The organism is Collinsella aerofaciens (assembly GCF_020709435.1).
Classification (GTDB): Bacteria; Actinomycetota; Coriobacteriia; order Coriobacteriales; family Coriobacteriaceae; genus Collinsella; species Collinsella aerofaciens_AU.
Map to the genome: position 1 here is coordinate 1 of NZ_JAJFDP010000001.1, position 21,100 is coordinate 21,100.

Annotated in this window: 19 protein-coding genes and 4 tRNA genes; 11 read left to right on the forward strand and 12 right to left on the reverse strand. The window is 57.0% G+C overall.

Annotated elements, in window-relative coordinates; translation table 11 throughout:
• Positions 1-176: 176 nt before the first annotated feature.
• The 4 genes from LK493_RS00005 to LK493_RS00020 form a co-directional block, all read right to left on the reverse strand.
• Positions 177-419, reverse strand: a complete 243-nt coding sequence (locus LK493_RS00005) for a helix-turn-helix domain-containing protein (RefSeq protein WP_227789726.1) — start codon at positions 417-419, stop codon at positions 177-179.
• 202 nt (positions 420-621) lie between these two features.
• The gene (locus LK493_RS00010) at positions 622-1,821 is read right to left on the reverse strand and encodes a tyrosine-type recombinase/integrase (protein WP_227789727.1); all 1,200 of its coding nucleotides are present in this window, start codon (positions 1,819-1,821) and stop codon (positions 622-624) included.
• Between the two features lie 730 nt (positions 1,822-2,551).
• Positions 2,552-3,952 carry a PTS transporter subunit EIIC gene (locus LK493_RS00015; RefSeq protein WP_227789728.1) on the reverse strand — a complete coding sequence of 467 codons (1,401 nt, stop codon included), beginning with the start codon at positions 3,950-3,952 and terminating at the stop codon, positions 2,552-2,554.
• 9 nt (positions 3,953-3,961) lie between these two features.
• A complete protein-coding gene (locus LK493_RS00020) occupies positions 3,962-5,380 on the reverse strand; it encodes a glycoside hydrolase family 1 protein (RefSeq protein WP_227789729.1) in 1,419 nt (472 codons plus the stop codon).
• A 151-nt stretch (positions 5,381-5,531) separates the two neighbouring features.
• On the opposite strand from LK493_RS00020, the gene LK493_RS00025 reads away from it, so the two are divergent.
• From LK493_RS00025 to rplA, 11 genes are all read left to right on the forward strand, one after another.
• Positions 5,532-6,365, forward strand: a complete 834-nt coding sequence (locus LK493_RS00025) for a MurR/RpiR family transcriptional regulator (protein WP_070100711.1) — start codon at positions 5,532-5,534, stop codon at positions 6,363-6,365.
• Positions 6,366-6,768: 403 nt separating this feature from the next.
• A tRNA-Tyr gene (locus LK493_RS00030) sits at positions 6,769-6,850 on the forward strand.
• Between the two features lie 10 nt (positions 6,851-6,860).
• Positions 6,861-6,936 (forward strand) — tRNA-Thr (locus LK493_RS00035).
• 3 nt (positions 6,937-6,939) lie between these two features.
• A tRNA-Met gene (locus tag LK493_RS00040) sits at positions 6,940-7,016 on the forward strand.
• Positions 7,017-7,112: 96 nt separating this feature from the next.
• Positions 7,113-8,303 (forward strand): elongation factor Tu, encoded by a 1,191-nt coding sequence (gene tuf, locus LK493_RS00045; protein WP_035137538.1) that lies wholly within the window; start codon positions 7,113-7,115, stop codon positions 8,301-8,303.
• A 279-nt stretch (positions 8,304-8,582) separates the two neighbouring features.
• On the forward strand, positions 8,583-8,732 hold the full coding sequence (gene rpmG / locus LK493_RS00050; RefSeq protein WP_022093895.1) for a 50S ribosomal protein L33: 150 nt from the start codon (positions 8,583-8,585) through the stop codon (positions 8,730-8,732).
• Positions 8,733-8,745: 13 nt separating this feature from the next.
• Positions 8,746-8,821, forward strand: a tRNA-Trp gene (locus LK493_RS00055).
• 76 nt (positions 8,822-8,897) lie between these two features.
• Complete coding sequence (gene secE, locus LK493_RS00060) at positions 8,898-9,236, forward strand: preprotein translocase subunit SecE (RefSeq protein WP_035137537.1); 339 nt, start codon at positions 8,898-8,900, stop codon at positions 9,234-9,236.
• A gap of 3 nt (positions 9,237-9,239) precedes the next feature.
• Positions 9,240-9,776, forward strand: a complete 537-nt coding sequence (nusG, locus tag LK493_RS00065) for a transcription termination/antitermination protein NusG (protein ID WP_099432095.1) — start codon at positions 9,240-9,242, stop codon at positions 9,774-9,776.
• 120 nt (positions 9,777-9,896) lie between these two features.
• Entirely contained in the window at positions 9,897-10,325 is a 429-nt protein-coding gene (gene rplK / locus LK493_RS00070) for a 50S ribosomal protein L11 (RefSeq protein ID WP_022093893.1), read from the forward strand.
• Positions 10,326-10,442: 117 nt separating this feature from the next.
• Entirely contained in the window at positions 10,443-11,150 is a 708-nt protein-coding gene (rplA, locus tag LK493_RS00075) for a 50S ribosomal protein L1 (RefSeq protein WP_022093892.1), read from the forward strand.
• A gap of 125 nt (positions 11,151-11,275) precedes the next feature.
• On the opposite strand, the gene LK493_RS00080 is transcribed toward rplA, so the two are convergent.
• The 8 genes from LK493_RS00080 to LK493_RS00115 form a co-directional block, all read right to left on the reverse strand.
• Positions 11,276-11,986, reverse strand: coding sequence for a metallophosphoesterase family protein (locus LK493_RS00080; protein WP_117799696.1), 711 nt, complete (start codon positions 11,984-11,986; stop codon positions 11,276-11,278).
• Complete coding sequence (locus LK493_RS00085) at positions 11,983-13,899, reverse strand: BMP family ABC transporter substrate-binding protein (protein ID WP_227789730.1); 1,917 nt, start codon at positions 13,897-13,899, stop codon at positions 11,983-11,985. The genes LK493_RS00080 and LK493_RS00085 overlap by 4 nt, the downstream gene beginning before the upstream one ends.
• A gap of 92 nt (positions 13,900-13,991) precedes the next feature.
• The gene (locus LK493_RS00090; protein WP_138374754.1) at positions 13,992-14,759 is read right to left on the reverse strand and encodes a mechanosensitive ion channel family protein; all 768 of its coding nucleotides are present in this window, start codon (positions 14,757-14,759) and stop codon (positions 13,992-13,994) included.
• A 129-nt stretch (positions 14,760-14,888) separates the two neighbouring features.
• Positions 14,889-16,913 (reverse strand): bifunctional metallophosphatase/5'-nucleotidase, encoded by a 2,025-nt coding sequence (locus tag LK493_RS00095; protein ID WP_227789731.1) that lies wholly within the window; start codon positions 16,911-16,913, stop codon positions 14,889-14,891.
• 158 nt (positions 16,914-17,071) lie between these two features.
• On the reverse strand, positions 17,072-17,866 hold the full coding sequence (locus LK493_RS00100; protein ID WP_055250279.1) for an ABC transporter ATP-binding protein: 795 nt from the start codon (positions 17,864-17,866) through the stop codon (positions 17,072-17,074).
• On the reverse strand, positions 17,859-18,782 hold the full coding sequence (locus LK493_RS00105; protein ID WP_006234992.1) for an ABC transporter permease: 924 nt from the start codon (positions 18,780-18,782) through the stop codon (positions 17,859-17,861). The genes LK493_RS00100 and LK493_RS00105 overlap by 8 nt, the downstream gene beginning before the upstream one ends.
• A 203-nt stretch (positions 18,783-18,985) precedes the next feature.
• Positions 18,986-19,966 (reverse strand): ABC transporter substrate-binding protein, encoded by a 981-nt coding sequence (locus LK493_RS00110; RefSeq protein WP_227789732.1) that lies wholly within the window; start codon positions 19,964-19,966, stop codon positions 18,986-18,988.
• A 160-nt stretch (positions 19,967-20,126) separates the two neighbouring features.
• The gene (locus tag LK493_RS00115; RefSeq protein ID WP_227789733.1) at positions 20,127-20,912 is read right to left on the reverse strand and encodes a hypothetical protein; all 786 of its coding nucleotides are present in this window, start codon (positions 20,910-20,912) and stop codon (positions 20,127-20,129) included.
• Positions 20,913-21,100: the final 188 nt, after the last annotated feature.

Here is a 21,100-nt window from a genome sequence, read left to right on the forward strand (position 1 = left end):
GCGCCGAGCGCAGGAGCGAGCGGATCTCGTCGCTGACGTTGGAACCGTTGAGCTCGGCCCGCGTCTTGAGGGCGGTGTAGAGCTTTGGATCGAGCTTCACGCTGACTGTTTTAGTTTCGATCACAGGGTGTCCTTATAAAAAGAGGGGCCTCTTGGACCCCATGTAATGGTCATTTTTAATTGATGCGGGTTGATGGGCATTCGGTTCGGTCGATAGAGACCCCGATATAGTTGAGAACGCTATCGCGGTTGATTCGCCACAACTTGCCGCACTTCACGGCTTTGAACGTTCCGTTCTGACAGAGTCGGTAGACGGAGCGGTCGCTGATGCCGAGCAGGTATGCGACTGGCAGCGGATCGACGATATCCGGCATTCCGCGGAAGTCATCGACCCCGATACGCTTTTCTTTAACTTTCACTTTTGTCTCCTTTCTGGTGCCTGCCGATTTCTCTCATTTCGCAGTCTGACGCGCCGCCGCCGGCATTCGTCAAACTACGGGCAGGGCGGACGATATGGACCAAATAGGCTTTGAGGGGTCGAGGCGACAAGAAAAGGCCCGGTTAATGCCGGGCCTCCGAGGCAATGTTGTTTTCCTTGCTTTCGACGAAGCAATTCACTCTTTATAATAAGCGTCCAAGAGTTCTCATGGCCGATGCGGTGGCTTTTGGATCGGCACTGGCGTATCTGTCGAGGGTCATCGACGCCTTCGAGTGTCCCATGAGGCTTGCGAGGGTCCTCGGGTCGATTCCGTTGGAGACGGCGTATGTTGCGAAGCTGTGCCTGAGGTCGTGGAAGGTAACGGTGTTCTTGTTCAAGACACCGTGGAGCTTCAGAGCCTTTGCCAGGGCCCGCCAAGCGTCGTTGATTCTGGGCGGCTTCAGGAAGGAACCGTCCGGAAAGCCGAGGACAAACAGCTCGTCGGTGAACTCGACGCCCAGATTTGCGCATTCGGACTTCATGTCGACCTCGCGTTTCGCAAGATCTTTCATAAGATCTTTCGGGCAGTTGGGGATAGCGCGACGGCTGCTGATGCTCTTGGGTCCTTTGATATAGAACTCGTTGTCTGTGTGCCCAATCGCGGCCTCGACTCGGATCGTTGCGGAATTAAAGTCCACGCTTTTCCATTTCAGGGCGCAGAGCTCGCCGCGCCGCAATCCCGTGTAGAGCGCCATCTTGGCCGCAAGCATCGCGGGGACATCTATGGAGGCATTCAGGGTGTTCAGGACCCTGGTTCGCTCTTTGGATGTAAGCGAATTCGGCAGACCGTAGTTCGCGTTCTCGTTTTTGGGGACTTTTGCCCAGGAGGCCACGTTTTCGCTCACCCACTTCTTTCGCATTCCATATTTGAGCGAGCCTCGTAACAACCGTAGGGAATTGCAGGCGGTAGACCGTGCGTGGGTTGAGGCGATTGCCGTTATCCATTCCTGAACATCCTCTTCCGTGAGGTCTTCCAAAGGGACATCGCCGAGGTGCGGCTCGATATTCCGACGGAGCATGCCGTGGTACCCGGTCGCCGTGGAGCGCGCAACGTCCGCGCACTCGATATCGATGTAGCTCGTCACGAGTTCTGAAACGGTGATGCCAGGTTCCTTGGGTTTGGCTGCTTCTGCGGCAGCCTTCTCGTTGAGAGAGGCGCGGATGGACTCGGCTTCGAGCATCGCCGCGTCGCGATGTTTATGGCTCCTGCCTTTATCGCGTCCGCGATGTTCCAAGAGCTGAGTCTTCTTATGCCAGATGCCGTTCTCCAAATAGGGGAACTGTGCGCGCCAGCGATCGTCCTTAAACTTATAAATAGACGAGGTGGTGTATTTCTCTTCCATTGTCCCTCCGTGTGCAATCGCGTGTGCAATGAGTGTGCAATTTGACTGTTTCGGAGACGTCTCAAGTGAGACTATAGGCGGAAAACGAAAGAAAAAGGCGAGGTTACGGTCGCTATAGTCGCAGATGGACGCTATTAACCAGAATGAAAAGCGATGTAATCAGTGGGTTGCAGGTTCGATTCCTGTCACTGGCTCCATGAGAGTTTCGGGCTCTGTCTCCAATTGGGACAGGGCCCGTTTCTATTTAGGTGGCGCGCCATCAGGTTAGCGCCCATCCCGTTTTTGGTTTGTCTCGTCCTCCAGTTTGTCTAAATCTGTAACACCAAGACCGATATTTGGCATCTAACTGTTACAGATTGAGATGAAACTTAGGGTGTTTTAGGAATATCTTGATCTGTAACATGTAGAAGCGGAATAGGCCTCTTGCTGTTACAGATCGAGACAAGGGCGGGTGTGGACCTGGATGTTCTGCTCGAGCGTGGATTTCTGGACACGCGAGCGAAGAAAATCTTCCGACCGGAGAACGAGCGTGGATAATTAACTTGGATAGGGAGCTAAGGTAAACACCGATTGTCTATCGAAGGCTTTAGAAACAACGACCCCGATTTCATTGTGGAATCGGGGTCGTTTGTGCCTGAGGAATCCGAATGGATTAATCGAGCTCCTAAGGGACTTCTTGGGTTCTTGCTAATGGTCTGCCGAGGATGTCCCCAATGCAAGCAGCGGGCATCTACTCAATATAGTTGGGATTCTTCTTGATGATCACGCGTGCAGCGATGAACGAGACGACGATGGCGATGACGGCGACAACGCATGCCAGTACGAAGTTGCCCATGGATCCATCGGGAGCGATAAAGATCAGCGCAGAAAGAAGACCGGGGCATGCTCCCGCAACATACTCCTTCAGGACGAAGATACCTGCAGGGAGTCCCGCGCAGAGGGCGCCGATTGCCGTGCCGACAAGCAGGCGGGGACGCTCGATGAGGCAGCCGTAAAATGCGGGCTCAGTTACGCCACAGAGTGCGGTGACGGCAACCGTGGTGACCATACCTCTCTTCTCCTTGTTGCTTTTCATTGCAGTTGCCAAGGCGAGACTCGTGCCGCCAATGCAGAGGTTTGAGATGAAGCCAAAGATGATGGGCGCCCAGCCGAGCTGCGCCAAGCTCGTAACTTCGATCGCGATGTAGGCCTTATCAAGACCGAGCATGACAAAATAGGGGTTAAGGGCTGCAAGGACTGGAGTAGCGATAAATGCCACGTTATCCATGAGCCACGTGGCGGCATCACTCAGCGCGTAGCCCATCATGCTGCCGGCGGGGCCGAGGATAATCAGCTCAACAGGCACGACGATGAACATGGTGAGCAGCGGCTTCAAGAACAGTTTGGTAATGTCGGGGATGATTTTCTGAAGACCGCGATCAACAAAGTACATGAACACAACGCCCAGTACGATTGGCACCACCGTGCTCGAGTAGTCATTCGTCGGGATGGGGATGCCAAGAAAGTCGAGACCCTCAGCACCGCTAATAGACGAGCTAATCATGATTGCGCCCAGCAGTGCGCCCATGATAGGCTGCATCTTCATGACGGCGGCGAGCTGATAGCCGAGGTAAACGGGCAGGAAGCTAAATGAGGCGCTGAAGATCGCCAGCAGAACCTGGGCGGTTCCGCTATCGGTGTTCAATCCACAATAATTGACCAGGAGATTCTTGATCGAAAGAATGAGTCCGCCAACGATGAGCGCCGGGACGATGGGCATGAATACCTGTGCAGAGACGTTCCCGAATTTCTCAATCAAGCCCATGGCGGTGTTACCGCTTTTAATGCCTTCTGCAAGGTCTTTGGCGGTTTGGGCATCGTCGGCAACCGTGCCACCGCCGACTTCGATTCCCGCGAAGTCGAGGAAGTCGTTGTAAGCCTCGGTGACGTTGGGGCCGATGATCACCTGAAGCTGGCCACCGCTGACTACTGCCCCGAGCGCCTGGTCGGCCGATTTGGCGAGCTGGAGATCGATGATCGAGGTGTCTCGTGCGTCGATGCGAAGGCGCGTCGCACAATGAGTTACCGATGTAATGTTCTCTTTGCCGCCAACAGCCTTTAGGACTGTTTCGGACATTGCCTGATACTTCATCTCTTTCTCCTAACCTTCCTGCTCCTGATACTTCGAGATAAGGTCTCGGTACCAATACCAGCTCTTTTTGGGGGTGCGCTCCAGATTGTTCTCGAAGTCGATATGGACAAGTCCGTATCGTTTTTCGTAGCCGTTGATCCAGCTATACAGATCCATCGTCGACCAGAGGTAGTAGCCCTCAACGCGCGCGCCGTCGCGCTTAGCCCTCATCATGTGCTCGATGAACTGGCCCAGAAGCTCGATGCGGTCATCATCGTGGATCATTCCGTCTGCGTCTGGTTGCTCATAGGCGCCATGTCCGTTTTCCGTAATAAAGATGCGGGGCGCGTCATAGCGCTCGTGGACATCCATGATGGTTGAATACATGCAACTTGGGAGTATTTCGCGGCCCCATTTATTGCGGGGAACATTGCTGTCGCGGGCGCTTTCAAACAAGGGCGCAATGCATTTTCCTTCGACCTTTTTGCTCGAACCGCCCTTATTGTTCGCCGAAACGGCAAGCTCTCCACCGTGCCAGTCGGTTACATACTCTCGGCAATACACGTTGAGTCCAATAAAATCGACTTTACCGTCTCTGAATTCTTCTACGTCATTTGGGGATCGATAGAGCGAGACGCCAAGTTTTTCAAGGATTTCGTCCATTTCTGGCGGCAGTTGACCCTGAAGTGCTGGTGCCAGAATCATGCGATTGGCGAAAAAGTCTGCGTATCGAAATACGTCATCGGGGTGCTCGGTTGCCGGGTCGAGTTCGACAACGCCGCCATCGTGGACGGCGCCGATGATGCCGTCGTAGCCCATTTGACGATATGCTCGGACTGCGAGTGCGCTTGCGCGCATCAGGTTGTACTGAAACTGCATGTACGACTGAACGTCGAGCGATCGATTGGGGGGATAGTTGCCCAACATGTTTACGCAGTAGCTGTAGAAATGCGGCTCGTTAACGGTAGCCCAGATTTTGACGCGGTCTCCAAAGCGCTCAAAGCAAATCTTGGCGTATTTGCAGAACCACTCTGCCATATCGTTGTTCAGCCATCCGCCTTTGCAAGCAAGCGTGAATGGCAGATCGTAATGGAACAGCGTAACGTTGGGCTCTATGCCATTTTCGAGGCAGCAATCAATGACCCGATTATAAAAATCGATACCCTTTTCATTCACTTCGCCGATACCCGTGGGGATGATTCGACTCCATGAAAGAGAGAAGCGATAGGTGTTTTGTCCGCCTTCTTTCATCATGCGGATATCTTCTTCATAGCGATGGTAGAAGTCGCAAGATACATCACCGTCAACATGGTTGATGTTCTTATTGCTTGTGTGGTTAAAGAAATCCCACTCGCCAAGGCCTTTGCCGTCTTCGTTCCAGGCACCCTCGCACTGATAAGACGCCGTGGCGGAACCCCAGAGAAACGGGATGTTGTTCACGTTGCCCATGAATCCCCTTTCCATCATTCAACACGGTGGATACGTGTGGCGGAATTACGATTAAGATGACGTCAACTGATTTGAATCATAGGAGAACGACCAAAGCTGTTTGATTCAATAAATGAACTATGATTTCGAGGAGAGCGGAAAGAGGGATCACGTGAATATCAATGACTTCGATGTGCTCAATCGCATTAGCTCCATCATCAACAGCGAGTTTGGGTCAAACGATGCCGCCATCGCTCGATATCTCATCGCTCACATTAGGCGTTCGAGCGAAATCAATGTTGCCGCAATAACCCGCGATGCATTCGTGACCCGTTCCGCTGTTCGTCGTTTCTGCAATCGATTGGGCTACCAGTCTCTTAGCGATTTGAAAGAATCATTTACTCAGTCAGTCTTTCCAAGCGACTTAAGCCATCGAGAGGAGGAATTTGGCTACGAGGAATACAGGGCAGAGCTCGACGTTCGCATGATCGAGATGTTCGCTGAGGTTGAAAGCGGCGTGTCCGATATCGCTATTAAGCATCTTGTCGACGAAATTGATGGCCATAAAAACGTTGAAATCTGGTGCACCAATAATGTGAGCGCCAATCTCGTACGATTTCAGCAGGAAATGTTTTATGCGGGCAAGATAGTTCGCATAGTTGCTGGGGCTAACGTCGCGGAATTGAAAAACATGGGAGACGCTTCGCAGTCATTGATAATTCTCGTATCGGTCTCCGGGCTATTTGCGTCACAGGCGCGTGAGTATCTTGATTGCCGTTCGGGCAGGAAGATTCTAATTACTGCGTTTAGCAACGATGACAAATCGAGGTCTTTTGACCGTGTATATCGTCTTGGTAATGCGGGAAACGGAATTGACCGACTCGGCGTTTATTCGAAATACGCCATGACTTATTTTTTCGACTTGCTATCGTCGTGTTACTTGAGTCGCTACCCCTGCACCAAGGGGGAGCCGCTCTATGGGTCTACTTTGGCCTGGCCCGAGTAGTTGCGGCTTTACAGTTCTCTCGCCTGGAGAATGAACGTGGATAATCTGCCACTTTGGCCTTAGAGCCGCGCTAAAAGTGGGAGATAATCCACGCTCGATCGTGGCGTGGAAGCCCGATCTCGACCTATATATAGGTGCAAATAAGCCGGTATCGAAGTTCGATACTGAAGGTGTACTCCACTACACCAAAGTGTTACCTCGGGAAACGTCACCTCAGTATCCAAAACCACCGTCCTTCATATCCAAACTCAACAAAACCGCAGGTCACAGCTATATAGATACGCCCGGCACCGTGTATCTAGAGGTTTTCGTTGACAGCCCCCAAGGTTGCATCGTATTATCTTTTTCGTTCGCGGGGGCGGCGGTCCAAAAGACCAAAGGACCTGCGGATACTTGAACGATTGGGAGTTTGCCCGAGTGGTTAATGGGGACGGGCTGTAAACCCGTTGGCTCTGCCTACATAGGTTCGAATCCTATAGCTCCCACCCGTCAAGTGCCTGTATAGCTCAGTCGGTAGAGCACTTCGTTGGTAACGAAGAGGTCACCAGTTCAAGTCTGGTTGCAGGCTCCATCCGGCGGTGTAGCTCAGTTGGTTAGAGCACACGGTTCATACCCGTGGCGTCACTGGTTCGAATCCAGTCACCGCTACCATAGGTAACACGGTGGCTTCTCAATAGTATGTTGAGAGGCCACTATGGTATAAAGGCAAAGTCCCGTCCGGGGACGACCTGTTAAGAGGAGGGCTTTATGGCCAAAGAGAAGTTTGAGCGCACTAAGCCGCATGTTAACATCGGCACCATTGGTCACGTCGACCACGGCAAGACCACGCTGACCGCTGCCATCACCAAGGTTCTCTCCGAGACCGAGGGCTGCAAGGCTGACTTCACTGCGTTCGAGAACATCGACAAGGCTCCCGAGGAGCGCGAGCGCGGCATTACGATTTCCGTCTCCCACGTTGAGTACGAGACCGCTGCCCGTCACTACGCTCACGTTGACTGCCCGGGCCACGCTGACTACGTCAAGAACATGATCTCCGGCGCTGCTCAGATGGACGGCGCTATCCTGGTCATCGCCGCTACCGACGGCCCCATGGCTCAGACCCGCGAGCACATCCTGCTCGCCCGTCAGGTCGGCGTTCCCTACATCGTCGTCTTCCTGAACAAGTGCGACATGGTTGACGATGACGAGCTCATCGACCTCGTCGAGATGGAGACCCGTGAGCTCCTCTCCGAGTACGATTTCCCCGGCGACGACATCCCCGTCATCCGTGGCTCCGCTCTGGGCGCTCTCGAGGGCGACGCCAAGTGGATGGACGCCATTCGCGAGCTCATGAAGGCCGTCGACGAGTACATCCCGACGCCTGCTCGTAACAACGACCTCCCGTTCCTGATGGCCGTTGAGGACGTTATGACCATCTCCGGCCGTGGTACCGTTGCTACTGGCCGTGTCGAGCGCGGTGAGCTCAAGCTCAACGAGCCCGTCGAGATCGTCGGCATCAAGGATACCCAGAACACCGTCGTTACTGGTATCGAGATGTTCCGTAAGTCCATGGACTTCTGCGAGGCTGGCGACAACGTCGGTCTGCTGCTCCGCGGCATCAAGCGTGAGGACATCGAGCGCGGCCAGGTTCTCTGCAAGCCCGGTTCGGTTACCCCGCACACCAAGTTCACCGGTGAGATCTACGTTCTGACCAAGGAGGAGGGCGGCCGTCACACTCCGTTCTTCGATGGTTATCGTCCTCAGTTCTACTTCCGTACCACCGATGTTACCGGTACGGTCAAGCTCCCCGAGGGCACCGAGATGGCTATGCCTGGTGACCACATCACCATCGAGGGCGACCTCATTCACCCGATCGCCATGGAGGAGGGCCTGCGCTTCGCTATCCGCGAGGGTGGCCACACCGTCGGTTCGGGCATCGTCTCCACGATCATTGAGTAAATTAGCTCTCTGATATAGCTGACTTAGAGAACCCGGCACTTATATGGGTGCCGGGTTCTTTTCTGCAATGGATATTGAGCCGTTGCTGGTGTCGAGAGGATCGATAATGGTCCTGGATGCACCGTCGATTAGCTCACGATGGCTTCATTGATGTGTTCCAAATATGAATGGATCCACCGAGAACCAATTGACTCGAGGTTTTCATTGACAGCACTTACGTGGAGCTGATAAAGTAACAACTCGTGCCCGTACGGGGCGGAAATGAAAGGTTCAGGATACATGCGTACTCTAGTTACTCTTGCGTGCACTGAGTGCAAGCGCCGCAACTATACGACCACCAAGAACAAGTCGACCATGCCTGATCGTATGGAGATCAAGAAGTATTGCCCCTGGTGCCGTCACCACACGCTGCACAAAGAGACTCGCTAGTCTCTAGTCACATACGCCAGTAGTTCAATTGGTAGAGCATCGGTCTCCAAAACCGAGTGTTGAGGGTTCGAGTCCTTCCTGGCGTGCCAGTCATTATTCCGTAAGCTCCCACTTGGGAGCTTACGGTTTACTCATGTATAAGCGCATTGCGCGGAGGTAACCCAAATGGCCAACAAGAAGAACAAGAAGAAGGCTCAGCAGCCGGCACCTGCCAACAAAGCTGCCGCCAACTCCAAGGTTGAGGCCAAGAAGGCCGTTGCCAAGAAGAACGAGAAGGCTGCGAAGTCCAAGAAGAACGAGAAGCCTGGTTTCTTCGCCCGCACCAAGAAGTATTTCGCTTCGGTCAAGTCCGAGATGAAGCGTGTCACGTGGCCCGATAAGAAGGAGCTCGTGAACTACTCGGTTGTTGTTTGCGCTTCTCTGATCGTCGTCGGCGTCGTCATCGCTCTGCTCGATGCTGGCTTTGGCGAGGCTCTTGCTCTGTTCTCCGGATTGAGGGGCTAAACCATGTCTAAGCGTTGGTACGTCGTTCACACTTACTCTGGATACGAGAACCGCGTTAAGTCCGATCTCGAGCATCGCATCGAGACTATGGGCATGCAGGACCGTATCTTTGATATCGAGATTCCTATGGAGCGCGTCACCGAGATCAAAGAGGGTGGCAAGCGCGAGACCAAGGATTCCAAGATCTTCCCGGGTTATGTCCTGGTCCGCATGGAGATGGATGACGATGCTTGGACGTGTGTTCGTAACACGCCTGGCGTCACCGGTTTCCTAGGCGGCAACGGCAAGCCCGCTCCGCTTTCCCGCGACGAGTACAACAAGATGACTCGTCGTCCCGGTAAGGGCGATTCGCCCAAGCGCACCTCGGTTGATATTGAGGTCGGTACGTCCGTCCGCGTTACCGATGGCCCGCTTACCGACTTTGATGGCAAGGTCTCCGAGGTTAACACCGAGGCTGGCAAGCTCAAGGTCACGCTGATGATCTTTGGCCGCGAGACGCCGGTCGAGCTCGACTTTAACCAGGTCGCTGTCATCGCTTAAGTTTTCGTCCGTTCGCGCGAGCGTGCTTCTTCTGTGACTGCTCATCTCAGGAGTGCTTCTAACACGTGCGTGCTTACGATATAGCAAGTACTTCACACTCGTGATTCGAAAGGAATGACCATGGCTGAGAAGAAGGTTGCCAACGTCATTAAGCTCCAGATTCCTGCTGGTGCAGCAAACCCCGCTCCTCCCGTCGGCCCCGCCCTGGGCGCTGCTGGCGTGAACATCATGCAGTTCTGCCAGGCCTTTAACGCCGAGACGCAGGACAAGAAGGGTGACATCATCCCCGTTGAGATCTCTGTCTACGAGGACAAGTCCTTCTCCTTCATCACCAAGACCCCGCCGGCGGCTCACCTTATCAAGAAGGAGCTGAACCTCAAGTCTGGTTCCGCTAAGCCCCAGGCTGACAAGGTTGGTCAGCTCTCCCAGGAGCAGCTCACCAAGATCGCCGAGATCAAGATGCCGGACCTCAATGCCAACGACATTGACGCCGCCAAGAAGATCATCGCCGGTACCGCCCGTTCCATGGGCGTCACCATCGCTGAGTAGCGATTTCTTATGGTAACGGCGGGTGCTCCGACCGGGGCGCCCGTTAAATGTGTGCAATAGGGCACACGATACGATGTGGGAGGGCTCACGCCCGTTTAACCACAGGAGGTAATGCACATGGCTAAGCATGGTAAGAGCTATAACGCCGCTGCCGAGAAGATCGACCGCGCCACGCTCTACACCCCCCTTCAGGCTGCCAAGCTCATCAAGGAGCTCGACACCGCCAAGTTCGACGAGACCGTCGAGGCTCACTTCCGTCTGGGCATCGATACTCGTAAGGCTGACCAGAACATCCGTGGTTCCATCTCCCTGCCCCACGGCACCGGCAAGACCGTTCGTGTTGCCGTCTTCGCCGAGGGCGAGAAGGCCCGTGAGGCTGAGGCTGCCGGCGCCGACATCATCGGTTCCGACGAGCTCGTCGCCCAGATTCAGAAGGGCGAGATCAACTTCGACGCCGCTATCGCTACGCCGAACATGATGGCCAAGGTTGGCCGCATCGGTAAGATCCTTGGTCCCCGTGGCCTCATGCCGAACCCCAAGCTCGGCACCGTGACCATGGACGTCGCCAAGATGGTCTCCGAGCTCAAGGCTGGCCGCGTTGAGTACCGCGCCGACCGCTACGGCATCTGCCACGTGCCCCTGGGCAAGAAGTCCTTCTCTGAGCAGCAGCTCGTCGAGAACTACGCTGCCCTGTACACCGAGATTCTGCGCGTCAAGCCCTCTTCTGCTAAGGGCAAGTACGTCAAGTCCATCTCCGTGTCTTCCACCATGGGCCCTGGCGTCAAGGTCGATCCCGCTGTCCAGCGTGACTTCCTGGCTGAGTAACTGCTAGTTACTGCCTGAGTACAGCAAGCATTGCTAAAGAAACCCGGTTCTGCCTTGTGCAGGACCGGGTTTCTTGCTATCGCGTCAAAAGCACCATAAAGGGGACAGTGTCCCCTTTATGGTGGTTACCAGGGTGTTCTGGCTGTTGAAGACTCGATGGCTTCGTGGCGTTTGAGCTCGCGGCGCATGGTTTGTGAGTTGAGCCAAGCTGCTTGCCAGCCGCGGATGGGGTAGTGCGTCTGGTCGAGCTCAAACTGCGTATAGCCGCAGGCGTTGATGATCGTCGTTCCACACACATGCTGACGCTCGCGCTGAAAATCGCAACCGTAGCTTTGGTGCACATGCCCGTGCACCATGTAGTCGGGATTCCAGGATTCGAGTGCTGTGTTAAAGCACTCGAACCCTCGATGCGGCAGATCGTCCAGATCACCCATACCGGCGGCGGGTGCATGGGTAAGCAGAATGTCGCACCCGCCGACCATCCTAACCTTACGCGACAGCTTACGCATGCGCTTGGACATCTCGCGTTCGGTGTACATGTTGGCGCCGTCGCGATAACGCATGGACCCGCCAAGGCCCGCAATGCGAATCCCTCGGTACGTGTACACGCTGTCTTCCACGCAGATACATCCGCCCGGTGCATGACGTGCGTAGCGGTCATCGTGATTGCCGCGCACGTAGATGAGCGGTTTGTTGATGACCGTAACCAAAAACTCAAGATAGTCCGGGTCCAGATCGCCGGCGGACAAAATCAGGTCGACTCCCTCAAAGCGTTCCTTGCGAAAGCACTCCCAAAGGCATCGTTCTTCGGTATCGGCTATGGCAAGGATTTTCATAGGGCAGGGACTTTCGGCTCATCGTCGAGCTGCGGAATGGTGCCCACCACGTTGTCCGCCAGCCAATTCATCTCGACAATCTGCGTGCTCGGCAGCGGAGGAAAGCCTTCGATCTGTACCACGCCGTTCTGGCTGTGGAGCTCGCCGCCAAAGGGGTTGATGGATCCCTCAACAATGCCATTGCGGAGGAGCTGAACAAGCTTGCGCGTCTGATAAGGCAGGCCCGGAGCGTAGCGAATGTCGATAACGCCTGAGCTCATGCCGTACCAGTAGTTGACGGCGCGCACTTGGTTGTCATCGCTGGTCTCGTCCCACGTACCGTGCAGAAGGCTGCGAACGATGAGCTCGTAGTAACGGCCCCAGTTCCATACCGGCATGGCGATGCCGGAAACCTTGCCATCGACCAGGCGGTGGAGTCCGTAGGCCGTTGGGTCTTCGAGCGACTTTGACATGTCAGCGCCGGTCATGACGCTCACGCCTTCGCGGTACATGGCCTCGACAAGACCACCTGCAGGCACATCGCCCCAGGTGAGGATTACCTGCGCGCGTGGGTCGAGCAGCGAGGCGCCAATCGCAAAGGCGTTGATCTCGCTGAGTGCGCCCGAGGCGAATACCGACGCGTGGTAACCGATGCGGTGGTTGTCCGCCATGCTGGCGGCAAGGGCGCCCAGGAGAAACTTGGCCTCGTACATCTTGCCAAAGTACGAACGGACGCTTTGATGGGGAAGGCCGATAGAGCAGTTGAGGAACCGAACCTGGGGATACTCAACGGCAGCCCTGAGCGTGTATTCCATCAGGCGGTGCGAGGTCGAGAAGATGACGTTTGCTCCATGTTTGACAGCCGTTTCCACGGCGGCGTAGAACACATCCGGATCGTGACAGTCCTCGAACGCCTCAGTGCGCACGATACCGCCAAAGTGCTCATCGAGATACTGGCGCCCTTGGTCGTGCAGGCTGTCCCAGCTCGACGTCGCACAGGGGAACTCATGGATAAAGGCGATGCGCAGGGGGTTGGCCACCGAGTAGACGGTCTTGCCCATAAAGAAGTTGAGCACACCGGAGGTGGACTTGGCGGGCGACTCTTCCTCGTCGACGCTCGGTGCTTCGACAAGATCGACCTTGTCCTCGTCATTTTTGCCGGCGATGACCAGCTCGCGCCAAATCTTGCACAGGCGGTTTACAACGATATCCGTCGGCGTATCCAGCAGGCGGTCCTGGTTGTACACATTGAGGTACACGAGCATGGCGTCGGCAGGCGTAATGTCCAGGTGGTCGCCGCCTGCGCGAAGGTAGGCGCGCTTAAAGAGCAGGAAGGTGTGGCGCAGGTAGTCGACCTTTTTCTGCGGCCATTTTTCGATAAGGTTCTGACCGAGCATCTTGGCGAGCGTCTCGTAGCTTCCCTCACGCGAGAACTCGATCTCGTATAGGGGGCAGACGCGCCAAAACGCGCAGAACTCGCCGTACAGGCGGCTTTCGACGGAATCCCATGTGCCGGGGTAGAGACGGGTGACCTTGGCCGAAACCGTCGGGGCGTCCAGGAATTTGAGGACACTGACGCGTTTGTTGCCTTCCTGGACATAGAACCGATGCATGAACTCGGTGACGATGATGGGGTCGCGATAACCCTCGGTTACCTGGATGTCGTAGAGGTTGGACCACTTGCGGGCGAACTCGGTGCCAAACGGCAGTAGGGGCATAAAGTTGCATGAAAAGGCGGACTGACGGCCCTTGGTAACCGTACCGACGACCATTTCGAGCGGAATGTCTCTCAGGCCGACATTCTCTCGCTGGCCTAAGGGGAGCTGGGCAACCAAGCTATCGAGGTCCGTGAGGTACGGATACTCGCTTTGACTAATGGCGCGTCGACGTCCTTGCTCGCCGCGCTTGCGTGCTTGACGGTAGGCCTCTTCCATGATGTTGCTCCCTTAGTCGTTTAAACAACTATATGAACCATGGTACCACGAATGAAAACCACAACAAAGGTGCCTGTCCCCTTTGTGGTGGTTTAGGCAATGATGGGGGCGATGGCGCGGATGCAGGCGTCGGCAGCGGTGAAAGTGGTGCTGTCGTCGCTGACGATAAAGATGATCTTGCCCTTAATGCCAAAGTCGCCGATCTCGCTAAAGAGCACATACGGCTCCTTGTCAAAGCCCGAGATGGGAAGCACGGCGGCCTTGGTGGCGCTGGTCAGCTCGTCTGCCAGCGCGTCGAGCGAGGCCCACTTGGACGTGTCCTTTACGGCAACGGGCACAGCCACGCGCCCAAAGGGCATCAAATGCACGAGCGTGTTCTTGGAGATGTTGGAGTTGGGGACGATGATGGTCTGCCCGCAGGCATCTTCGATGGTCGTGTGGCGCCAGGTGATGTCCTGGACCACGCCCGACACGCCGCCGACCTCGATATTGTCGCCAGGCTTAATGATGCCCATAAACGTAACCTGCATGCCGCCAATAAGGTTTGACAGCGTGTCCTGAAAGCCGAGCGAGATGGCGATGCCGCCGACGCCAAGAGCGGCGACGAGCGCGTTTGCGTTAATGCCAAAGCAGTTGTCGAGGATAAAGCTGCCGCCAATCATCCAGATGACGGCGCGCGCGATGTTGATGAAGATACTTGATGCCGGAAGCGGGTTATCGTCACGGTTAAGCAGATGGTTCAGGGTCTTGGATACGACCTCGGCGGCGACGGCGGTGCCTATCGCCAAGATGACGGCCCAGATGATGTTGTGGACCCACCGTTGCTCAAAGAAATGAAGAATCGGCTCAAACAATTCCATGTAGGGAAAACCTCCTAATGATCGTCCAACCATGATACCCACCAAGAAGCCCGTCCGATCAAATTCGGACGGGCTTCTGTGCTCGATATAAGGTTTACGCGGTGGGGCTGCAAGGCCCGGCGGTGTAGCTTAGCGTCGACGCTTCCAGATAATGCCGAGAATGATGACGATGATGCCGCCGATAAGGCACGCGCCAACTACTGCCAGCGTGCGGTCTCCCGTTGCGGCGAGCTTACCGGTCGTCTTCTTGGTGATGACCTTCGTGGTCGTCGTGTCCGTCTTAGGCGAGGGCTTAGGCGTCGGGGCCGGTGTGGGCGTGGGGTCCACGGCAGCGGAGCCAAAGCTGATGGTGCCCGCGAGCGAGGCCATCTTGCTCTCCCAGCTGTTCTGCCCGATCAGCGCCCTTAGGGCTGACTCGCAGGCACCCCACTCGGTGTGTTTGGTGGCGTTTGCGAAGGTGGGGAAGTCGGTCGTGTTGGTAATGATGTAGTTGTTGGTGGCGACGGTATAGGTCTTGGCGGGGTCGAGCGTGCTGCCGTCTTTGGTGAGTGTGGCACTCACAATGCGCTTGCCTTCGGGCTGCGTCCAATCAATCGTCACGTTGATGCCGCCAAAGGAGAGAACGCTGCCAGAGTCATCGCGCCACTTGTACTTGTCTTGCGCCTCCTGCTCGGTGTGACCGGCCGCCACGTAGGCTTGCTGAAGCTCGTAGCTGTGATTGCACTCGTCGCTGATTTGTAGCGAGTGCTCGAGCGCTGCGAGGAAGTCCGCGCCGGTCATGGTCCAGGTCTCCACGGTGTTGCCGTAGGGCGAGATGGCGATGACGTTGCCGGCGGTCACGTTGCCCGCCGCGATGCCGCCGCGGATGCCGCCAGCGTTTTCGATAGCGAAGTCCGCGCCCGTCAGGGCAAGATAGGAGCCGCAAATCACGTGGCCGATGGTCTGGGCCTTGGTGGTGTCGCCCTCCTTGCTGGGGCGGAAATCGGTGGTGCGCACCATTTCCCAACCATGCGTGCCTGCGACGTCCTCGCCGTAGAAATAGTTGGTGGTGGATGTGCCGAGCACCTTGTTCGATTCGTTTTCAAAGGCCTCGTCGAGCGGCTTGATCTTATTGCGGACGGCTTCAAGGTGGCTTTGGTAGTCGGAGCCCTTGTCGGGGTCTGCCAAAAGGTCGTTGACGTTCTTGGCGGTGTAGAGCTTCTCGTCGCTGCCGTCTGCAGGGACCGTGACCGTGTCATCGTCGGTCGTCTCGGTGCCATTCGTGTCGTACTTGTACGGAATGGAAAGCAGCCCCACCTCGGCAAAGGCGCTGCCTGCCTCAACAACGTGGATCGTCTTGCCGTCGGCTCCCGTCACCTTCTCGTTAAGGTTGATGTGCTCGTGGCCTGCGATAAGGGCATCGACGCCACGGAGTCGCGTGGCAAAGGTCTTGGCGTCGAGCGTGTGCGCGATACACGCAACAACATCGCAGCCCTCCTTGCGCAGCTGCTCTGCCTCGGCATTGATGGCGTTCGCGGCACCCGAGAACGACGTACCCGCGACCAGGTCCGCGCGCAGCGAGGAACCTAGCGACTCATCCATGGCACCCACGACGCCGACCTTGATTTTGTAGTCGAATGTGGAGTGATCTTCGCTATCCTCCCAGGTGCGATCGAGCGTCTTCGTGATGCTCGAGCTCCATACGCCGCTCGTAGACTTCGCGTTCGCGCAGAGCATGGCGAAGGGCGTGCCGGTGGTGCTGTAGCCGGTCATGGTGCGGAGTTTGTCCGCACCGTAGCTCCAGTCGTGGTTGCCTGGCGTGGTCGCGTCGTAGCCGTCGGCGTAGAAGGTGTCCATGAGCTCGGCGATGCTCTTGCCCTCGCTCATGGTGGCGAAGGACTGTCCGTGGAAGGTGTCGCCCGCATCGAGCAAAAGATCGGGGACGCTGCTTTGGGCGCTATAGAGAACCGCCAGTCCGTCAAAGCCCACAGTGCCGGTGCCCTTGCTTGCGTTGTAGCTGTACTTGTAGCTGCCGTGGATATCGTTGGTGTGCATGACGGCCACGGAGCCGTCAATAGCGGCGGGCAGGTTTCCCGCGAAAGCGAGGCTTGGGGTGCCTGCGAGCGCGCCGGCAAACAACGCGGCGGCCAACGCAAAGCGGGGGAGTCTTTTCATGGCAGTTTCCTTAGTCCTTAGCCAGAATGTCTGGTTGAATATCGGATTATCGACATAATATGCGAAAACCGCCGCAAGGGCGTCTGTCCCTTTGCGGCGGTTTTGACGTTTGCGCAGATAAAACCTACCAAAATAAACCTGTCCCTTTTTGGCAGGTTTTAGCTCAGCAGCATGCGGTCGTTGGCGAGCTCGCCTCCCGAGACCTCCTCGAACTTCTGCAGCAGGTCGGCTACGGTGAGCGACTTCTTCTCATCGCCCGCCACGTCGTAGATCACGTGGCCTTCGTGCATCATGATCAGACGGTTGCCCAGACGGATGGCGTCGTTCATGTTGTGCGTGACCATGAGCGTGGTCAGGTGGTTCTCGTCGACGATCTCCTCGGTCAGGTTAAGCACCTTAGAGGCCGTCTTGGGGTCGAGGGCCGCGGTGTGCTCGTCGAGCAGCAGCAGGCGCGGCCTGGTGAGCGTGGCCATCAGCAGGGTGAGTGCCTGGCGCTGGCCACCCGAGAGCAGGCCGACCTTGGCGTTGAGACGCGTGTCCAGACCAAGGTCCAGGCGCTTGAGCAGCTCAACGTACTCATCTTTCTCGGCCTTGGTGACGCCCCACGAAAGGCCGCGACGCTGGCCGCGACGCTTGGCGAGGGCCAAGTTCTCGGCAATCTGCATGTCGGCAGCGGTGCCGCGCATGGGGTCCTGAAACACGCGGCCCAGGTACTTGGCGCGCTGCGACTCGCTCAGGCGCGAGATGTCGGTGCCGTCGAGCTCAATAACGCCCGAATCGAGCGGGTACACGCCGGCGATCATGTTGAGCAGCGTGGACTTGCCGGCGCCATTGCCGCCGATCACGGTTACAAAGTCGCCGTCATTCAGGGTGAGGTCGACGCCGGTGAGCGCGCGCTTCTCGGTGACGGTGCCCTTGTTAAAGGTCTTCTTGACGTGCGAGAGCTTAAGCATCTGCCTCATCCCCCTTCGTGTAGGAGCTGCGGAGCTTATAGCGCTCCCAAACCACGGGCACGCACAGGGCCACGGCGACGATCACGGCGGAGAGCAACTTCATGTCGTTGGCGTCCATGCCCAACTGCAGCACGATGGCGCGGATAAGGAAGTACACCACGGAGCCAAAGACGGCGGAGGCAAGACGGACGCTAAACTGCGTGAGGCCGCCGGGCAGCAGACGGCCGAGCACCTCACCGATAACAATGGCGGCAAGACCGATAACGATGGCACCGGTGCCCATACCAATGTCGGCATACTTCTGGCTCTGGCAGATAAGCGCGCCCGAAAGGCCGATGAGGGCGTTGGAGAGCACGAGGGCGATCATCTTGGTGGAGTTGGTGTTGACGCCCAGAGCGCGGATCATGTACTCGTTGTTGCCGGTGGCGCGCAGCGCCGAGCCGATCTCGGTGCCAAAGAACCAATACAGGATGGCAACGATAGCCACGGCGAGCAGGATGCCCAAGATGATGGCAACGGTGGACTGCGGCAGACCGGTCATATTGCTGACGGCCGAGAACACGGTGCCCTTGGCAAGAATTGGCGTATTGGACTTGCCCATGATGCGCAGGTTGATGGACCACAGGCTGATCTGGGTGAGGATTCCGGCGAGGATCGCGGGAATCTCGAAGACGGTGGTCAAAATGCCCGTGACGGCACCCGCGATGGCGCCGGCGCACATACCGGCCAGCACGGCGAGCAGCGGGTCGACGTTGTTATTGACGATGAGCACAGCGCAGACGCAGCCGCCGAGGGCAAAGCTGCCGTCGCAGGTCATATCGGGAATGTCGAGCAGGCGGAACGTGATAAACACGCCAAGCACCATAATGCCCCAGAGGACGCCCTGCGAAACGGCGCCCTGCAATGCAATGAGCATGCTTCATACCTCCTAGGATAGGGTGGACACGTGATTCACCATAATAGCGGTAACAATGCATAGAAGAGCTGCGGACAGACGTTTTGTTTTACCTGAAACAAGCAGGGCGGACGCCGGTCTACAGCGCCCGCCCCTGTGGCTCAGATATTGAATAACGCAGCTAAAGCGCGAGCACGGGCTCTAGACGCATGCCGCGTATAGCATTACGCGTCCAGAGCGGAAAGGTCGATGCCCAGGGCCTCGGCCATCTCGTCGTTCTTGACGACGACCAGGTCCTTGCTCGAGAGGTGCTTGATAGGCATGTCTTCGGGCTTGGCCTCGCCCTTCAGGATCTTAACGGCCATTTCGCCCGCGGCGTAGCCCAGGTCCTCATAGTTGATGGAGAGGGTGAACAGGCCGCCGGCCATGCACATGCCCTCCTCGCCGGTCACGAAGGGAAGCTTGTTTTCCTTGCAGATCTGGCCGACCTGCGAGGCACCCGCGGCGATGGTGTTGTCGGTGGGGGAGTACAGCGCGTCGACCTTGCCCACGGCAGACTCGACGACGGACTGAATCTCGTTGGAGCTCGAGACGGTGAAGTCAGTGTACTCGAGGCCCAGCTTGTCGAGCTCCTTCTTGGCGGCCTTGATCTGGACGTCGGAGTTGGACTCGGCGGTGCAGTAGAGCAGGCCGACCTTTTTAACGTCGGGCAGGACCTTCTGCATCATCTCGAGCTGCTCGGCGACCGGGGTGAGGTCGGAAGCGCCCGTGACGTTGGTGCCGGGCTTGTCGTTGTCCTGGACCAGGCCGGAGGCGGCGTAGTCGGTGATGGCGCAGCCCACGATGGGGATATCGGCCGTGGCGCCGGCGGCAGCCTGCGCGGCGGGCGTGGCGATGGCATAAATCAGGTTGACGTTGTCGCCCACAAACTTGTCGGCAATGGACTTACACGTGGACTGGTCGTTCTGGGCGTTCTTCTGGTCGATCTTGACCTTAAGGCTGCTCTTCTTGATGGCCTTGACGAAGCCGTCGTTGGCGGCATCGAGCGCGGAGTGCTCGGTGAGCTGCAGAACGCCGATGGTGTAGTCGGAACCGGCGGCAGCGGAGCCGGAACCAGAGCTGCCGCCGCATCCGGCGAGCGGGGCGAGCGCGAGCAGGCCGGCGGAGACCAGAAGGCTCCTGCGGCTGATGGTGATGTCCTTCATATCATTACCCCCAGTATAAAAATGGCTGGAAACACTGCACTGGGACAAAGTGCAAGTGGAACTATAGTAGCGCTGATGTCCATTTTTACAACAGCCTGGCGGGTTTTTTAATACAGAATCGGATGGGCGGTACGGGTAGTCGAATGGGCGGCGGAGGGTCTTATGCGGCGGAGGAGGCGTCGTCCTCGTCCAGGGCGGCGAAGAGCTTCTTGCCGTCGAGCAGGCGCGTGCTGACGTTTCTCATACGGGCGATCTCGACGGTGCGCAGCGTATCGTCGGTGCCTCGGGCGTCGTAGACCGTTCCCAGCAGATACGAGATGCCGTCTCGTTGCTTGATGGCAAAGGGACGGAGTGTCATCCGTGCTGCTTCGGTTTCGCCACGTGTCGTGACGCTCGAAATATCAAAACTCACCGTGGTTCCGTGGTCGATGGCCTGCTCGACGAGCTCGCACGTGTCGATGCGCTTGATGGGCGTGCGTGTTGCCTTGGTGGCCTTGCTGCCTGCGCTTGGAACGGGTTCGGGTGTATCGAGGTAGCCGCGAACGTCGGCGCTCGCCATGGCAACTAAGTGCTGCGCCATGCTCTTGCGGATAGCGATAGGCGTGGAGCGGTTGCGCATGACCATACCGTGGAGCCGGATGATCTCTTCATCGGTGAGCGGGCGGGTAAGAAGTTTGTAGCCCACGCCGCGTTTGTACTCAATTTCGTATCCGGCATGGCGAAGCGCGGAGATGGCGGTGTAGATGCTGCGCCGCGCCGCCGAGATGGGCATGCGGGCGGGGTCGTCGGGATGGGCGAGGCGCCGGATCAACTCATCGGAAAGCATGGCCTTGTCCTCGCCGGTGTTTTCGCTTAATAGTTGCAGGATGCGAACGGCGCGATAGGCCGCCATCGAGGCGGCGCCTCTAGTCGTGGTGTCGTAGGTTTCAACAGCGGCTTCGGTCATCGTGCCCACGTCCTTTCCGTTTTTGGTGGCGACGGTATGGAGCCTAGGACGTGGGGCTTTCCCAGGGGCGCAGGGCGCTCTGGGCGGTCGGTAGTCGTCGGCAAACGGCGGGCCGAGTTTTCAACAGCCCTGCTCAACTGACCAAAAACTTGCCAAAAGCTTGACGGATGCTGTTGAAAAAAGCGTCT